Origin of the sequence: Terasakiella pusilla DSM 6293, from assembly GCF_000688235.1 — a bacterium.
GTDB lineage: Bacteria > Pseudomonadota > Alphaproteobacteria > Rhodospirillales > Terasakiellaceae > Terasakiella > Terasakiella pusilla.
Genome location: NZ_JHYO01000028.1, coordinates 1 through 15,860, shown reverse-complemented (window position 1 = coordinate 15,860; position 15,860 = coordinate 1). Strand labels below are relative to the sequence as shown.

Genomic DNA, 15,860 nt, shown 5'->3' with positions numbered 1-15,860 from the left:
ATAAATTGCGTCTAACGGTTACAGCGCTTCTGCGCCGGAAATGATTTCGATCAGTTCATTTGTAATAGCGGCCTGACGGGCGCGGTTGTAAGTCAGCGTCAGATTGTTAATCATGTCGCCAGCGTTACGTGTCGCGTTATCCATAGCTGCCATACGAGCGCCCTGTTCGGAAGCAAAGCTTTCCAACATGGCACGGAAGATCTGTACCGAAAGGTTCCGCGGTAACAGGTCTTCCAGGATTTCTTCTTCAGAAGGCTCGTACTCGTACAAAGCTTTCAGTTCATCATCCTGGGCTTCCTTGGCTGTATCCTCGATTTGAGCAACAGCAAAGGGAATAACCTGAAGCGGCGTTACTTCCTGTGTAATGGCGGATATAAACTTGTTGTATATCACCGTACAAACGTCAAACTCACCTTCTTCATACATCGTACGGATGCGAAGGGCGAGGTTGTTTGCGTCGTTGTACTGCGCACCGTTCTTGGTCAGGTCTTCTACGGTATCAAGGATAGCATCCCCGAAATCGCGTCTAACCTGATCACGACCTTTGCGCCCCAGACACAAGACTTTTACGGATTTACCGGCTGCACGCAGCTCGGTAATTTTGTTCCGGGCAAATCGACCAATATTTGCGTTGAAACCACCACACAAGCCACGGTCAGAAGACACCAGCACGATAAGGTGCTTTTCGTCTTTGCCGTTACCAGCCAGTAGTTCCGGTGCGCCGTCAACGCCATCGAAGCTTTTTGCCAAAGCCGCGACCATTGTTTCCATGCGCTCCGCATAGGGGCGGGCGGACTCCGCAGACAGTTGTGCCTTACGGAGTTTCGCTGCCGCCACCATTTTCATGGCCGAAGTGATCTTCTGTGTCGATTTGACACTGTCGATCCTGATTTTTAGGTCCTTGAGGTTGGGCATATGCCTATATCCTCTTCTTCAACGATGAAAACGATTAAGCGAAAGACTTGGTGAAGTCGTCTAGGTACTTCTTCAGTTTTTCGGTGGTCTCATCGCTGAGGGCCTTCTCGCCACGGATTGTGGAAAGAATTTCAGCACCGTTCGCGCGAATGTCATTCAGCATGGAAGCTTCGTAACGGTTTACGTCGCCAGCAGGGATGCCATCGAGATAACCGTTCACACCTGAGAAGATGGAAACGACTTGCTCTTCAACCGGAAGCGGGGAGAACTGAGGCTGTTTCAGCAGCTCAGTCAGACGCTCACCACGTGCCAACAGCTTTTGCGTAGACGCATCAAGGTCAGATGCGAACTGAGCAAAGGCAGCCATTTCACGATACTGAGCCAGTTCCAACTTAACGGAACCCGCAACCTGTTTCATGGCTTTGATCTGTGCGGCAGAACCTACACGAGATACAGACAGACCAACGTTTACAGCAGGACGGATACCTTTGTAGAACAGTTCAGTTTCCAAGAAGATCTGACCGTCAGTAATGGAGATCACGTTTGTCGGAATAAACGCAGAAACGTCACCGCCTTGTGTTTCAATAACAGGCAAAGCTGTCAAAGAACCAGCGCCACGCTCGTCAGACATTTTCGCCGCACGTTCCAGCAGACGGGAGTGCAGATAGAAAACGTCACCAGGATATGCTTCACGACCTGGTGGACGACGCAGAAGCAGAGACATCTGACGGTAAGCAACGGCCTGTTTGGACAGGTCATCATAACAGATCAATGCGTGCATGCCGTTGTCACGGAAGTACTCACCCATTGCCGCACCACAGTAAGGTGCAAGGAACTGCATCGGAGCCGGTTCAGAAGCTGTCGCAGCAACAACGATGGAATATTCCAGAGCGTTGTTCTCTTCGAGAACTTTAACCAACTGAGCAACCGTAGAACGCTTCTGACCAACCGCAACATAGACGCAGTAAAGTTTTTCACTTTCGTCTTTGGCGTTGTCGTTTACGTTTTTCTGGTTCAAAATCGTATCCAGAAGGATCGCCGTTTTACCTGTTTGACGGTCACCAATAACCAACTCACGCTGGCCACGACCAACCGGGATCAAGCTATCAACAGCTTTCAAGCCAGTTTGTACTGGTTCGTGAACGGATTTACGCGGGATGATGCCCGGTGCTTTCACTTCCATCAACTGGTTTGTAACGTCTGTCAGCGCGCCTTTGCCGTCGATCGGGTTACCCAGACCGTCAACAACGCGACCCAACAGGCCTCTACCAACCGGCACTTCTACGATGGCGCCAGTACGTTTGACTGTATCGCCTTCTTTGATGCGACGGTCGTCACCGAAAATAACGATACCGACGTTGTCGGTTTCCAAGTTCAGTGCCATACCTTTCAAGCCGCCAGGGAATTCAACCATTTCCCCTGCTTGAACGTTATCCAAACCATGTACGCGAGCGATACCATCACCCACAGACAATACTTGACCGACTTCGGCTACATCAGCCTCAGTCCCGAAATTAGCGATCTGATCTTTGAGGATCGCAGAAATTTCCGCGGCGCGGATTTCCATCACCCAACCCCTTTCATGGCGAGTTGAAGATGTTGCAGTTTGGTCCGCAGGGTACTATCCACCATGCGTGAGCCAACCTTGACGACTAAACCGCCAAGTACTGCAGGGTCCACCTTCTGTTCAACAGCGACATCACTGCCAATTGCTTCTTTTAAAGAAGCGGTCAACGAATCAACTTGCTTTTGCGTCAGCGCTTTAGCCGAAGTTACCTCTGCGGAAACTTCGCCTTTGTGCTTGGCAAGAAGCGCTTGGAATGCATTGATCATGCCTTCCAGTTCAAAGAGGCGGCGGTTTTGTGCCACCACTGAGATAAAGCGTTTCGTGAGATCTGAAATTTTTGCAGCGTCCATAACAGCAGTCATGGCGCGGCCTTGTTCTACGCGTGCGATCACAGGACTACGAACAAGTTTGGAGAGATCTTGACTTTCGCCCAGCATTACACTGAGGTCAGAAAGATCCTGAGCCACTTGATCAACCGCATCGTTTTCTAACGCCAATTCGAAAATAGCGTTCGCATAACGACCGGCAAGTCCGCTTGCACCTTGTGCTTTAGAAGCCACCTGGGACAGCCCTCGACATCTGGTCCACCCGAAGGGACATGCGGATGCACGTCCCCAAACGACAATTCACTCATTTGATTGCCGAAAACAGCAAGCTCACGAGTTGCGCTGTCATAGCATAGCCTGACCCGTTGATGCAAGCCACCATGTCGCAGTTGCGCAAATCTAGTGAAACCATAGGAAAATAAGGCTGTTTAAGGGCTGTGGTCATACCAAAACAAAGGGGCTAAGCCCTCTTTTTACGAGAGAATCGGGGTAAATTTTTCGAAGGAATGTTGTACGCGAATCGCGGTGTTCAATTACCGTATTGCCCTAAAGGAAGCTGTAAGGGTCGATATCCACTTGAACGCGCACGTTCGACGCAACATTTGTTCGTTCCAACCAGTCTTTGACGATGGCCTGTATGGGCATCTTTTTATCGGTTTTTAACAGCAATCGACGACGATGGCGTCCGCGGATCATGGACAACGGTGCCGGGGCCGGTCCTAAAGCCAGAATTCCCTTACCGTGGGGGGCATTGCGCCCCAAGGCGTTTGCGGCGTCATCGACCAGCACTTCGTCTTCACCGGACACAATCAGGGCAGCCAAACGCCCAAAAGGTGGCATGCCTGCGCCTTTGCGCGCTTCGGCTTCGGTTTGCAGGAAGCGATCGCGTAGACCTGATTTTAACGCCTTCATCACCGGATGGTCCGGCATGAAGGTCTGCAACATCACGGTGCCGGGCTTATCGCCTCGTCCTGCACGGCCCGCCACCTGATAGAGCAACTGATAGGTTCGCTCCGAGGCACGCAAGTCACCTCCGGATAGGCCAAGGTCGGCATCGACCACGCCGACCAGCGTCAGCATGGGGAAGTGATACCCCTTGGCAACCATCTGGGTGCCGATCAGGATATCCACTTCATGATCTTCGATCTTCCTGACCATTTCGGCGGCTTGTGCGGGGCCGGTGACCGTGTCACTGGCGGCGACCACATAGCGCATTTCGGGGAAAGTCAGGGCGACTTCTTCGGCCAGACGTTCAACGCCGGGGCCACAGGCGGCAAAACTGTCTTCTGACTCACAGTTCGGACAGGTCTTAAGGGGGCGGGTGAAATAGCCGCAATGGTGGCATTGCAGTTTGCCTTTTTTACGATGTTCCACCAGCCAGCTTGTACAGTTGGGGCATTGCAGGCGGTGCCCACAGGAGCGACAAAGGGTCAAGGGCGCATAGCCCCGACGGTTGAGGTACAGCATCACCTGTTCACCGCGGGCCACGGTTTCTTTAATCGCATTGACCAGGCCGGGGGAAAGCCATTTTTGGCGTTCCGGTTTATCAAGGCGCAAATCAATGGTTTCCACGATGGGGAGAGGGACGTTGGCGTGACGGGCCGGCATGTGCAGATTGCCGTAGCGTCCTTCCCAACTATTGATCGCGGTTTCCAAAGAGGGGGTGGCGGACGCCAGCACAACGGGGCAATGGCCCATCTGTCCGCGCACGACCGCCATGTCACGTCCATTATAAATGACGCCTTCTTCCTGCTTGAAAGACGCGTCATGTTCCTCATCCACAATAATCAGACCCAAGTCCTTGTAGGGTAGAAACAGGGCGGAACGTGCCCCGACCACGACTTTCACTTGCCCGCGAATGATCGCGCGCCAGGTCTGTTTGCGTTTGGCGGCCCCGATGTCGGAATGCCAGACGGCCGGTTCCACACCAAAGCGCTTTTTAAACCGTGACAGCCATTGGGAGGATAAGGCGATCTCCGGCAGCAGGACAAGGCTTTGTTTATTCAGCGAAAGCGCTTTGGCGATGGCTTCGAAATAGACTTCGGTTTTCCCAGAGCCCGGCACGCCGTCCAGCAGGGTGACGCTAAAGGACGCGCTCTCGGTTTTTTCAACCAGATCATCGGCAGCGTTTTGTTGTTGGTCGGCGAGCGCGAAGCCGGATTTTTGGAAGTCAGGCTCGGCAAAAGGGCTGGCGTCATGGACGTGGACGACCTCAAGGGCGCGTGCCTCAGCAAGGCCTTTGACAACGGAGGTTCCCACGCCAGCTTCACGCGCAATATCCGTGGCCCCAAGCGGCGGCATGCCGTCCATAAATTCAAGGACACGTTGGCGGGCCTTGGTCATTTTCAGATCATTCGGTGCCGTACTCTTTATATAGGCGACTTTGGGGGCAGGGTCCTTGAGGGCACCGGGGACACTCATGACCATCTTGAGGATCAGGCCTTGGGGTTGCAGCGTATATTTGGCAACCCAGTCAACGAATTTGCGTGACGGTTCAGGCAGGGGCGGTTGATCCAGTTTTTCAAGGACGGGCTTGAGTTTGGAAAAGGGCAGGTCCGGATTTTCGGGCGTCAGGGACCAGACAACGCCGATCCGTTCGCGCGGGCCAAGGGGAACATTGACGAAATCGCCTTCGTTCAGCACCATTCCCGGTGGGCAGGCATAGTCATACACCCCGCTTAACGGCAGGGGGAGAAGGACGCTGATGCGTTTTTCCTGATCGGCAAAAAGGGACAAGGGAACCTGCGATAAATTCTGTTTGATTTCTTCCCCTCGTCTTGAGAAGAATGACGTATATATAAATAAGTCATAACCGGAACCGCGCAAATGTTAAAGAGGGGAATTTTTTAGATTTAGAGGGCCTTTTTTGATTTTCTGTCATAAAGTCTTTACCCAAGCGCGATAAAACGGCAAACAGGTATAAACAGGATAATGGAAGGGAACTCAAATGAAGTTTTTCGTCGATACTGCAGATGTGACAGAAATTAAAGAACTTGCCGATGTCGGCCTTCTGGATGGGGTGACAACAAACCCGTCTCTGATCGCAAAGTCCGGTCGTCCCTTCTTGGAAGTGGTCGCGGAGATTTGCAAAATCGTGGACGGTCCGGTCAGTGCCGAAGTCACCGCGCCGGATTTTGAAACCATGATGAAAGAAGCTGCGGTCTTGCGTAAAATCGCAGATAACGTGGCGATTAAAGTGCCGATGACCCGCGACGGCATCAAAACCTGTAAGCATTTGGCGGACGATGGTTGTCAGGTCAATGTGACGCTGGTGTTCTCGGCTGCTCAAGCGTTGTTGGCGGCAAAAGCGGGTGCGGCGTTTGTGTCCCCGTTTATTGGTCGTCTGGACGATCTGGGCCAAGATGGCATGAGCTTGATTGAAGATATCGTTGAGATTTACGCCAACTACCCTGATCTGCAAACCGAAGTGCTGGCAGCGTCCATCCGTGGGCCGCTGCATGTGGTGCAGGCTGCGCAAGCGAGTGCTGATGTGGCAACTGTTCCGGCAAAGGCGCTGTGGCAGCTGTTTAATCATCCGTTGACAGACAAGGGTTTGGCAGCGTTTGAGGCCGATTGGGCGAAAACCGGGCAAAGCATCCTGTAATCTGCTACACTTACGATTAAGACGACGACGAAAGACAAAGGGTTCAGGCATGACCTCAGAATCGGATATTAAATTTTCACCGGATATGGATGTTCAGTCGGTGAAGGCCTACTTGCAAAAAAATCCAGATTTTTTTGTGCACCATCCGTCTTTGCTGGAAGTGCTTGAACTACCCAAGCGCTATAGCGGGGATCATGTTGTGGATTTGCAGCATGAAGCCCTAAGGCGCCTGCGTGCCAAGCAGGATGTCTTGGTCGATAATTCCCGATCCAATATGTCCGTCCAACTGGCCACCCACGAAGCGGTGCTGGCGATGATGGAAGCGCGCACTTTGGATGAATTTATCGGCATCATTCAGGATGAAGTGCCGATCCTGCTGGATATCGACATGGCCTGCGTTGCCCTTGAAGGCGCGGTGGAGGCCATCGACATTTCCGCAGATGGGATGCCGGTCTTACTGCCGAGTGGGGAAATTCAAAAACGCTTGGGGGATGATGACGTGCAACTGATCGCAGATGTGGCCCCCGGTGATGACCTGTTTGGGGCGGCGCGTGATCTGGTGCAGTCCGTTGCGATTGCGCGGCTCTATCCAAGTGAAGCGATGCCTGCGGGTCTGTTGATCCTCGGCTCGCGTGATGCCAACACCTTCCATCCCCAGCAAGGGACCGAACTGATCACCTTTATGGCACGGGTTGCGGAAATTCTGGTCGAAAAATGGCTGGAACAGGAAGAAACGAGCGCGTGACATGGCGGTCTCCTCTGATGGCCTAGATCGCATTACGTTTGAGTGCGAACCGGCCTTGAAAGAGGCCATTGTCAACTGGCGACGCTGGCTGGAAAGTGAGCGTCGTGCCTCCAAGCATACGCTTGATGCGTATTTGCGCGATCTCTCTGCCTTTTTTAGCTTTAGTCAAAACCTGTTGGGCTATCCCGCGGGTGTGGAAGATTTAAAAGGATTCACCACCGCTGATTTTCGCGGTTTTTTGGCGGATCGCACAGAAGCCGGGATCGCGCGCAGTTCCATCAATCGGCAAATGTCGACCTTGCGCAATTTCTTTAAATATCTGGATCGTCAGGGGCTGGTGCAAAATCCGGCCTTGGCGGCTGTGCGCACCCCACGGCAAAAACAGTCTGTCCCCAAAGCCCTAAGCCAGCAGGAAGCCGTGGTTTCCCTGCAAGCGATTGAAGCCTTGAGTGACGGGAGCTGGCATGAAAGCCGGGGCATGGGCTGGGTTGCGAAACGCGACGCGGCGGTACTGACCCTGTTATATGGCTGCGGCTTGCGGATTGGGGAGGCGTTAAGCCTGCAACAGCGCGATGCACCCACCGAAGATGTGATGCGGGTGGTCGGTAAGGGCCGCAAGGAACGGATGGTGCCTGTCCTGCCTTTAGTGATTGAAGCGATCAAATCCTATCAGGAAGCCTGTCCGTTTAAGCTGAATAAGACCGACCCGTTATTTGTCGGGGCGCGCGGTAAAGCCCTTGATCCCGGTGTGATCCAGCGGCAAATTCGCAAATTGCGCCCCTTGTTAAACCTGCCGGAAAATGCGACGCCGCACGCGCTGCGCCACAGTTTCGCAACACACCTGTTGGCAGGCGGCGGGGATTTGCGCACCATTCAGGAATTGTTGGGCCATGCCTCGCTTTCCACGACCCAACGTTACACCGCCGTGGATGCAGAAAAAATCAGCACGGAATATAACAAGGCCCATCCAAGGGCCTGATGTAGGATTAGTCGTCTTTTTTCAAGTCTTCGTTGGTTTGATCCCCAAAGAAGAATTGCTTGCCGAAGATCAGCATGACAAAAACGGCGACCAGTTCAGCCGCAAAAGACATCAACAAGTCTTGAGTCAGTAAGAAGGTGACCAGAAAGACAGCGGCCATAATGACCCAGGCAAGATATCGCATTGTTGAAGCTCCCTTATATTTCTTTTCCCGAAGGTTTGTACCTTAATCAGCGGTGACTTGAAAGACCGTCATTTCCCCCTTGAAGAAGGTCGCCCCGCTTAACACGCCAAAGACACAAGCACCGGTGTCCAGCCCGATGCGATGGGGGGCAAGCGTGGGGCCGGGCAAGACCGTATGGCCGTGGACGATGAAACAGTTGTCTGGATATGTGCCGTCATGATCCAAGAACCCTTCACGGATCCATGCCCAATGATCCGGCGCGTTGGACAGTTTGTCTTTGGCGAAATTTTCCTCAAGGGAAAGGGTCGGGTCGACCCCGGTATGAACACACAGGATATTGCCGCTTTTGTAATGGCTGGGCATGGCGTTTAAAACGGCGATGCGATCTTGGCCTAAGGCCTTTTCAAAGGCGCGGCGATGATCTGGTACGTCGGTGTCGGCAAGGGGCGGGAGTTTGATTTGCAGGTTTTCAAGGGTGTTTTGTCCACCGTTGCCGCGCCATAAGGCCCAGTGATGGCGGTAATCATCGTCAGGAGCATGAAGCACACGGAGCAACAATTGCTCATGATTCCCCAGAATGGGGATGACCCGCCAGTCTTCAATCCCTTCGCGGATCAGATCGATAATCTCAATCGCTGCATCGCCGCGGTCAATAAGGTCGCCCAGCAAGACAAAGACGATCTCTTTCGCGGATTTGGGTAGGGTCTTTTTGGCGGTGGCGATGATTTTTTGCAACATGCCAAAATGCCCATGCACATCACCAATGGCAACCAGTGCCACGCCATCTTCGGGACAGCCAAGAACAGGGACAGGGGTGCGTATAATATCCATGACTTGCGGCCTTTTTAAAAGTCAGCTTGCTGAGCGCGGACTTCGACAATTTTCTGACAGGCTGTAATCGCATCGCCAAGGGTATGAATACCGCGTGCTTTCAACATGGGGATCATGCGTTGGAAGATGCCTGCGGTGACAAGCGCATCACCAATGGCGGTGTGGCGTCCCTCGATCTCAATGCCAAAGCGTTTGGCGATATCGTTCAAGCCATGGGCCGTTGTGTGATCATGAAGGAAGACGGACAAAAGCAGTGTATCCAGCACCGGATGATCAAAGCGCACGGCACAATCATCCTCTTTCATTTTCAGGAACTTCATGTCAAAGGCGGCATTATGCGCGACCAGTACGGATTCTTTTGCAAAGTCATGAAATTGCGGCAGGACGATCTGGGCTGGTGGCTTGTCCTTGACCATTTCATCGGTGATCCCGTGAAACTTGATGGAGCTTTTGGGGATGCTGCGTTTCGGGTTGACGATACGGGCAAACGATTCACCCGTCAAAATTCGCCCCTTTAGGACACGCACGCCCGCAATGGCGATGATCTCGTCCCCCGCCGACGGTTTCAGGCCCGTTGTCTCCGTATCAAAGACCACAAAGGGGAGGTCGGATAGGGGGCGGTCGGCAAGTTCAGCGAACTGTTCGTTGGGATTGCTGAGCAGGTTGAAATCATAAAATTCCGGTCTGGACGGCAATTGCTCGCTGGTGTGATCGGCGGTGGGGCGATGAGACGCCAGCATAGGCAAGCGCAGGCGGGAGTGTTGATGGTCAAGCTGTTCGCTCCAGATCTCGCAGCGATGATGTTCAAAGATATCGCGCAAAGACATGCCGCCAATGGAATCGGTGAGGGGGACATTGAGCCAACTATCGATCTTGCTGGAGGAAAGGGGCTGGCCTTCCCATATAAGGTCAATATGGACCTTGCCGTTTTGATGACTGGCTTGGATATCAAACTTTGTGACCCCGTTTGCGTCATGGATGCGGTGCAACAGTTGATCCAGCGCCAACAACAGGGAATGGCTATCCCCATGCAGCCATGTCGGGATACCTGTCATGACAACAGTAAATTTGTCCTGATCTTGCAGTTTCAGGGTCACGAGAGAGAGGAGGTTGGCTGAATAAATATCCGCCATGGGCCAATGGGTCGTGGCAAGGCCGTGATATTCTTGGGCCAGTTCGTCGAGTTTTTTCGACAGCTTGTGGCTTTCGGCGACGAGGACGGATTGGAAGCGATCACGCATATCTGGATCAATATTATCTGCATTTTCCAGCATTTCCGATGCCGCACGCAGGTTGGCGACTGGTTGGCGCAATCCTTCCGTGGCCTCACGCAACAAATGGTCACGCTTGCCCAGAGCGTTGAGTTCCTCCGTCGCATCTTCAAAGGTGAGGATGTAGCTTTCCGGTGTGCGCTCAATCTCATTGAGCACAATGGTCATGCGCGCTTCCAAGGTGTAGCGCCCATCAAGGGTGGCGCAGACGAAAGAGGTGCTCATGCCGTCCGGGTGATCCTGAAAGCGATCTTCCGCCAAGCGATTGCGCAGCCGGCGCAGGGAATGCAGGATCGGGGGGCTGTCAATCACGCGAAACAGGGACCGCATCAAGCCGATATCACCACTGACATGCAGCAGGGACAAAGCCTTTTGGTTATAAAGCAGCACCTGATTGTTGAGGTTGCAAATAATGACTCCTTGATGCAGGTCCTTGAGGACGGCTTCGAGGGTCTTTTTTTGTTCCTGCGTTTCTAATGTGGCGGCATTGATGGCTTGGGTTACTTCAATGCGCTGGCGACGATACTGGCGGGCAAGGTCGTGGACAGTTTCCGGCAGGTGGGCAAGATATTTGCCGCTATCCAGTTCGACCTTATGGCTGGCGTTACCGTGCAGGATGGTCTGGATATCGCGGATGAGCCCTTGGATGGGACTGGCGACATTGATGTCAAACAACAGGGCAATGGCAACAATGCAGCCGATCAGGGCTGCGGAGGTCGCCGCCCCAAACAGAAACAGGCTGCTTGCCGGATCATTGTGCGCCAGAATATGCCCATAAGCGAGAAAGAACCCGCCTGCGATGATAAGGGGGACGCAGAGCCCTAGAAAGAGAAAGAACAGAAACGTTCTAAGACGCAGGCTGAGTTTTGAAATGCGTTTCAGCATGGAGAGTTATAGATCACCCAATAGTTCTTTGACCCGCTTGGTCAGCTCGCTTGTGGAAAAGGGCTTTGTGACATAGTCATTCGCCCCCAGGGCCAGACCTTTTTCTTTTTCTACTTCACGGCCTTTGGCGGTCAGCATGATGATGGGAATGCTGGCCCATTCTTCCGAGCGGCGTAGGGTCTGACAGACATCATACCCATCGCGCCCGGGGATCATGAGATCCAGCAGGATCAGGTCCGGTGTTTTTTCCACCACCGCTTCTAAAGCAGCGTTGCCATCGCGGGCAACGCGGACCTCATAGCCGGCTTGTGACATCAAAAATTCAAGCGAAAGAACGATATTTGGTTCGTCGTCGACGACCAAGACGGATTTTGTCATGATCTTGTGGAGCCTCCTGAGCCTGTAACATTATTTTTTATCTTCCTTTTTCCTTATACTATTATTATTCGGGGCTACTGGCAATAGAGACAGCTTTATTGCAATACGGCTTTTAATAGGCGTTTGGCGTAATTGACCTCGCGCCAAACTTCGGTGGGGTTGGCGGCAGGCGGGATTTGGCCGACATAGGCATCGGAGGTGCCGAACTTGGCGTAGTTGATGGCGACGAGATCCGCCATCGCAACCCCTGCTAAACGATAGACCTCGGCCGGGGTGATAACATTGCCACGCGCCTTGACGTTGGCAACGCCGTTTACAGCGGTAAGCTGATGTTTTTCAACATAGGCGTTCATCTCAATAATCAAGAGATTCACTTCGGTAAAGACATGGACAGGACGCTTGACGCTGACCGGAGAGGAGAGCTGGTGGGGGACGGATTTACACGGACCGTTATCACAAAGCCGTTTGACCAGTTCGCTCATCAGGCGGGCGCGATGTAAGACCGTGTTGGGTTGAATAGAGGGACTGCCCAGTTCGGATAAAAGAAGCTCTATCCGGTCCAAGGAAGTTAGGGGATTAAAGGTGTGTTTTCTGTTTTCTGCGACCGTTTTACGGTTGAGGTCTTTACTGCTGGGATCAATCATTCGGGTGTCGAGGGCGAACTTTTCAAACTTATCGTGCAGGGCGATCAGTGCGGCGGTTACATCCTGTTTGGTGTAGGGCCTGATCTCCAGTGGTTTCAGATCACCTGTATTGATCCCGATCATGCGTAAAAAAGCATCAACCTGAAAGTCTACGTCTCGGGTGCGCTGATAAAAGTGCCGATCCTGTAAGTGATTGTAGCAGGTCGAGCAGGCTTCGATGTTAATTGTATCGTCCGCGTACATCTTGCGCATAGCGGTGATCAGGTGACGGGTCAGCCTTTCGCTATAGGTAGAAAATTCGGTGTTGTAGGCTTGGGACGGAGGCGCACTGAAGGAACAGAAGAATACCATCAGGGTACAGAAAACTCGTTTAAAATTCAGCACTGCGCAGATCACCTTTCAGCTCTATTCGGTTTTGTGGAAAAAAGTGACGGATGTACACTCATGTTTCTAGATAATTGCTGTCAGGTTGATCTACAAGGCCCAAAGCTTGCTTTTGTTTAAAGGGTGTTAATTGCAAAAAGATATGTTAAAAGGTTGGAAATTTTAGGCGGCAGTTGTCCTGTCGCTCTATGAGCAGGTTTCAATTTAAAAGGATTTCATTAAATGGCCTCATATCAGTACGTATATGTCATGAAAGACCTCTCCAAGGTCTATCCCGGTGGCAAGAAGGTTGTCGAGAATGTCTATCTCTCGTTCCTGCCGGGCGCGAAGATCGGCGTTTTGGGGCACAACGGGACAGGTAAATCCACCTTGATGAAAATCATGGCGGGTCTGGACGAGGATTATAACGGTGAAGCTTGGGCCGCTGACGGCGCCAAAGTGGGCTACCTCCCGCAGGAGCCGCAACTGGATGAAAGCAAAACCGTTGCCGAAAACGTCATTGAAGCGCTGGGCGATACCAAGCGCGATCTGGACCGTTTTAACGAAATCAGCAACAAGTTCATGGAACCCATGGACGATGACGAAATGAACGCGTTGTTGGCAGAACAGGGCGAGTTGCAGGAAAAGATCGACGCTGCAAACGGTTGGGAGATCGAGCGCACGATCGAGATCGCGATGGACGCACTGCGTTGCCCACCGGGTGACTGGGCGGTTGATAAGCTGTCCGGTGGTGAGAAACGCCGTGTCGCACTGTGTAAGCTTTTGCTGGAAAAACCAGACCTGCTGCTGCTTGACGAACCGACCAACCATTTGGATGCGGAATCTGTTGCATGGCTGGAACGCTTCCTTGAAGATTATCCGGGGACTGTTGTAGCCGTTACCCACGACCGTTACTTCCTTGATAACGTTGCGGGCTGGATCCTTGAATTGGATCGCGGTAAAGCTATCCCTTACGAAGGCAACTATTCTCAGTGGCTGGAACAGAAGCAGAAGCGTCTGGAACAGGAATCCAAAGAAGAAGCCAACCGTCAGAAGACCCTTGCCCACGAGATGGAGTGGATCAAGCAGTCCCCGAAAGCGCGTCAGGCCAAGCAGAAAGCCCGTATCAATTCTTACGAAGAGCTGCTTAATCAGGATATCAAACAGCAGATCTCCAACGCACAGATCGTTATCCCGCCGGGGCCGCGTCTGGGGAATGTGGTTATCAAAGCTGAAGGCGTCTCCAAAGGCTTTGAAGACAAGCTGTTGTATGAAAACCTTGAATTCAACCTGCCTGCGGGTGGTGTTGTCGGGATCATCGGCCCGAACGGCGCGGGTAAGACAACCCTGTTCCGTATGATCACAGGTCAGGAAGAACCGGATAGCGGGACATTCACCGTCGGTGAAACCGTTAAGCTGGGCTACATTGACCAAAGCCGTGACAGCTTGGACGACAATAAGACTGTGTGGGATGAAATCTCTGACGGTCTGGACATGATTGCACTTGGTAATGGCGAAATCCAAAGCCGTGCCTATGTATCTCGCTTCAACTTCAAAGGCGGTGATCAGCAGAAGAATGTGGGTCAACTGTCTGGGGGGGAACGTAACCGTGTTCACCTCGCCAAAATGTTGAAAGAAGAAGCAAACGTTCTGCTGCTTGACGAACCGACAAACGATCTGGACGTGGATACATTGCGCGCGCTGGAAGAAGCGATCGAGAACTTCGCCGGCTGTGCTGTGGTGATCTCACACGATCGCTGGTTCCTTGACCGTATCGCAACACACATCCTCGCGTTCGAAGGCAACTCCGAAGTCGTCTGGTTCGAAGGGAACTACGAAGATTACGAAGCTGACCGTAAACGTCGCTTGGGTGCCGATGCAGACCAACCGCACCGCATCAAGTTCAAGCCGTTGACTCGTAACTAAGTCATCTTGATGACGGACAGACAAAAAGGCGGCCTTAAGGGTCGCCTTTTTTATTGAGATATAGGGTGGCTGATAAGCCTTGGTATAAGAAAAGGGAGAGTGATTATGACTATCTCGAAAAGTGTTAAAGAAATTACATCGGCAAACCGCCAGGCATGGGAGGAGGTTGCACCTATCCATGGTAAGGAAAATCAGGCGACCTTGTTAGAAGAGGTGCGTCAGGCCGGTTATTCATGCCTCATTGATGTTGAAAAAGAACGACTTGAGGCGCTGAATGTGGTGGGCAAGGATGTTGCTCAGGTTTGCTGCAACAATGGCCGTGAGTTAATTTCTGTAAAGAATATGGGGGCTGGGCGCTGTGTTGGGTTTGATGGCGCGCAAGGCTTTATAAATCAAGGAAATGAGCTTGCCCAAGCCGCAGGTTTGGATGTGGAATTTGTTTGCACGGACATTTATGAAATTGATGAAAAATATACCCGCAAGTTTGACATTGTAACGATTACAAATGGTGTGATTTCATGGATGCCGGATCTTGAGATGTTTTTCAAGGTTGTGGCAAGGCTGTTAAAACCCGGCGGATGTCTATTTATGTTTGAACAACATCCCCTCCTGAATATGGTTCAACCCGACGAGGGAAATAAACCAATCGTGTGGGAGTTGTCTTATTTTGATAAAGACCCCTATGTGGAAACTGAAGGGTTGGACTATTATCGTGGGGAGAAATATGAAGCCAAACCTGCGACAACTTTTTCGTATACCCTGAGCGATATTTTGATGGCAGGGATCAACAACGGGCTGGACCTTGAATTTATTGAGGAGCTTCCGTTGCATGTGTCAAACATATGGAAAAATGTCGAAGAGTCTGGATTTGGTTTTCCGATGAGTTTTACCTTGGTCATGCGAAAAAAGGCACCTTAAATGAGGTGCCTCAGATCTCTGACAAACCCCGTCAATTTTGGCGGGGTTTGTTATTTTCTATAAGGTTGTGTTTTTTTGTTCTGTTGGACATTTCTTTAAGCAGGTTGCTCCACTGCTTCATTTTCAGGCATATGTGGGCGTTCCAGTGGGTAAATATCGCCATAAAAACCTGAGACGGGCTAAGATGAGGGCGATTTTCTTGATGTTTTGGGCGGTGGCTGCCATCAAGCATTGCTCTTTCACTTTAGTCAGGCCTCTCAGACGGGCATAGCGGTGCCCATGTAGTTGTTTGGCATCAGCAAAACTGCGTTCCACAGTTTCCTT

15 protein-coding genes are annotated in these 15,860 nt (G+C 52.0%); 5 read left to right on the top strand and 10 right to left on the bottom strand.

All coding sequences use genetic code 11. From position 1 onward, the window contains the following. Nucleotides 1–18: 18 nt before the first annotated feature. From Q397_RS0116205 to Q397_RS0116185, 4 genes are all read right to left on the bottom strand, one after another. Entirely contained in the window at nucleotides 19–915 is an 897-nt protein-coding gene (locus Q397_RS0116205; RefSeq protein ID WP_028880309.1) for a F0F1 ATP synthase subunit gamma, read from the bottom strand. 34 nt (nucleotides 916–949) lie between these two features. Next, complete coding sequence (atpA, locus tag Q397_RS0116200; RefSeq protein ID WP_028880308.1) at nucleotides 950–2,482, bottom strand: F0F1 ATP synthase subunit alpha; 1,533 nt, start codon at nucleotides 2,480–2,482, stop codon at nucleotides 950–952. Beyond that, nucleotides 2,482–3,042 carry a F0F1 ATP synthase subunit delta gene (locus tag Q397_RS0116195; protein ID WP_028880307.1) on the bottom strand — a complete coding sequence of 187 codons (561 nt, stop codon included), beginning with the start codon at nucleotides 3,040–3,042 and terminating at the stop codon, nucleotides 2,482–2,484. The genes atpA and Q397_RS0116195 overlap by 1 nt, the downstream gene beginning before the upstream one ends. 312 nt (nucleotides 3,043–3,354) lie before the next feature. After that, entirely contained in the window at nucleotides 3,355–5,544 is a 2,190-nt protein-coding gene (locus Q397_RS0116185; protein WP_240475093.1) for a primosomal protein N', read from the bottom strand. Nucleotides 5,545–5,755: 211 nt separating this feature from the next. Between Q397_RS0116185 and fsa the strand changes: the two genes are divergently transcribed. Genes fsa through Q397_RS0116170 form a run of 3 tightly spaced genes read left to right on the top strand, consistent with a single transcriptional unit; the run spans nucleotide 5,756 to nucleotide 8,136 of the window. Beyond that, the gene (gene fsa / locus Q397_RS0116180; RefSeq protein ID WP_028880305.1) at nucleotides 5,756–6,412 is read left to right on the top strand and encodes a fructose-6-phosphate aldolase; all 657 of its coding nucleotides are present in this window, start codon (nucleotides 5,756–5,758) and stop codon (nucleotides 6,410–6,412) included. Nucleotides 6,413–6,461: 49 nt separating this feature from the next. Continuing rightward, the gene (locus Q397_RS0116175) at nucleotides 6,462–7,157 is read left to right on the top strand and encodes a DUF484 family protein (RefSeq protein ID WP_051610180.1); all 696 of its coding nucleotides are present in this window, start codon (nucleotides 6,462–6,464) and stop codon (nucleotides 7,155–7,157) included. A 1-nt stretch (nucleotide 7,158) separates the two neighbouring features. Next, a complete protein-coding gene (locus Q397_RS0116170) occupies nucleotides 7,159–8,136 on the top strand; it encodes a tyrosine recombinase XerC (RefSeq protein WP_084149092.1) in 978 nt (325 codons plus the stop codon). A 7-nt stretch (nucleotides 8,137–8,143) separates the two neighbouring features. On the opposite strand, the gene Q397_RS25050 is transcribed toward Q397_RS0116170, so the two are convergent. The 5 genes from Q397_RS25050 to Q397_RS0116145 all read right to left on the bottom strand — a co-directional run bounded on the left by Q397_RS25050 (nucleotide 8,144) and on the right by Q397_RS0116145 (nucleotide 12,713). After that, nucleotides 8,144–8,320 (bottom strand): hypothetical protein, encoded by a 177-nt coding sequence (locus tag Q397_RS25050; protein ID WP_156950752.1) that lies wholly within the window; start codon nucleotides 8,318–8,320, stop codon nucleotides 8,144–8,146. 42 nt (nucleotides 8,321–8,362) lie between these two features. Further along, entirely contained in the window at nucleotides 8,363–9,151 is a 789-nt protein-coding gene (locus Q397_RS0116160; protein WP_028880302.1) for a metallophosphoesterase, read from the bottom strand. Between the two features lie 14 nt (nucleotides 9,152–9,165). Continuing rightward, nucleotides 9,166–11,307 (bottom strand): 3'-5' exonuclease, encoded by a 2,142-nt coding sequence (locus Q397_RS23015; protein WP_051610178.1) that lies wholly within the window; start codon nucleotides 11,305–11,307, stop codon nucleotides 9,166–9,168. A gap of 6 nt (nucleotides 11,308–11,313) precedes the next feature. Then, nucleotides 11,314–11,685, bottom strand: a complete 372-nt coding sequence (locus tag Q397_RS0116150) for a response regulator transcription factor (RefSeq protein ID WP_028880301.1) — start codon at nucleotides 11,683–11,685, stop codon at nucleotides 11,314–11,316. 95 nt (nucleotides 11,686–11,780) lie between these two features. After that, nucleotides 11,781–12,713 (bottom strand): hypothetical protein, encoded by a 933-nt coding sequence (locus tag Q397_RS0116145; RefSeq protein ID WP_028880300.1) that lies wholly within the window; start codon nucleotides 12,711–12,713, stop codon nucleotides 11,781–11,783. 222 nt (nucleotides 12,714–12,935) lie between these two features. Here Q397_RS0116145 and ettA point away from each other — a divergent pair, with 222 nt between their 5' ends. Together ettA and Q397_RS23010 are read left to right on the top strand one after the other, a co-directional pair. Next, the gene (ettA, locus tag Q397_RS0116140; protein WP_028880299.1) at nucleotides 12,936–14,618 is read left to right on the top strand and encodes an energy-dependent translational throttle protein EttA; all 1,683 of its coding nucleotides are present in this window, start codon (nucleotides 12,936–12,938) and stop codon (nucleotides 14,616–14,618) included. 105 nt (nucleotides 14,619–14,723) lie between these two features. Beyond that, the gene (locus Q397_RS23010) at nucleotides 14,724–15,536 is read left to right on the top strand and encodes a class I SAM-dependent methyltransferase (RefSeq protein WP_038014403.1); all 813 of its coding nucleotides are present in this window, start codon (nucleotides 14,724–14,726) and stop codon (nucleotides 15,534–15,536) included. A 123-nt stretch (nucleotides 15,537–15,659) separates the two neighbouring features. Here the strand turns inward: Q397_RS23010 and Q397_RS23005 are convergent. Continuing rightward, nucleotides 15,660–15,860 (bottom strand): transposase (locus Q397_RS23005; RefSeq protein WP_038012863.1); only part of this gene is annotated, 201 nt, incomplete at its 5' end.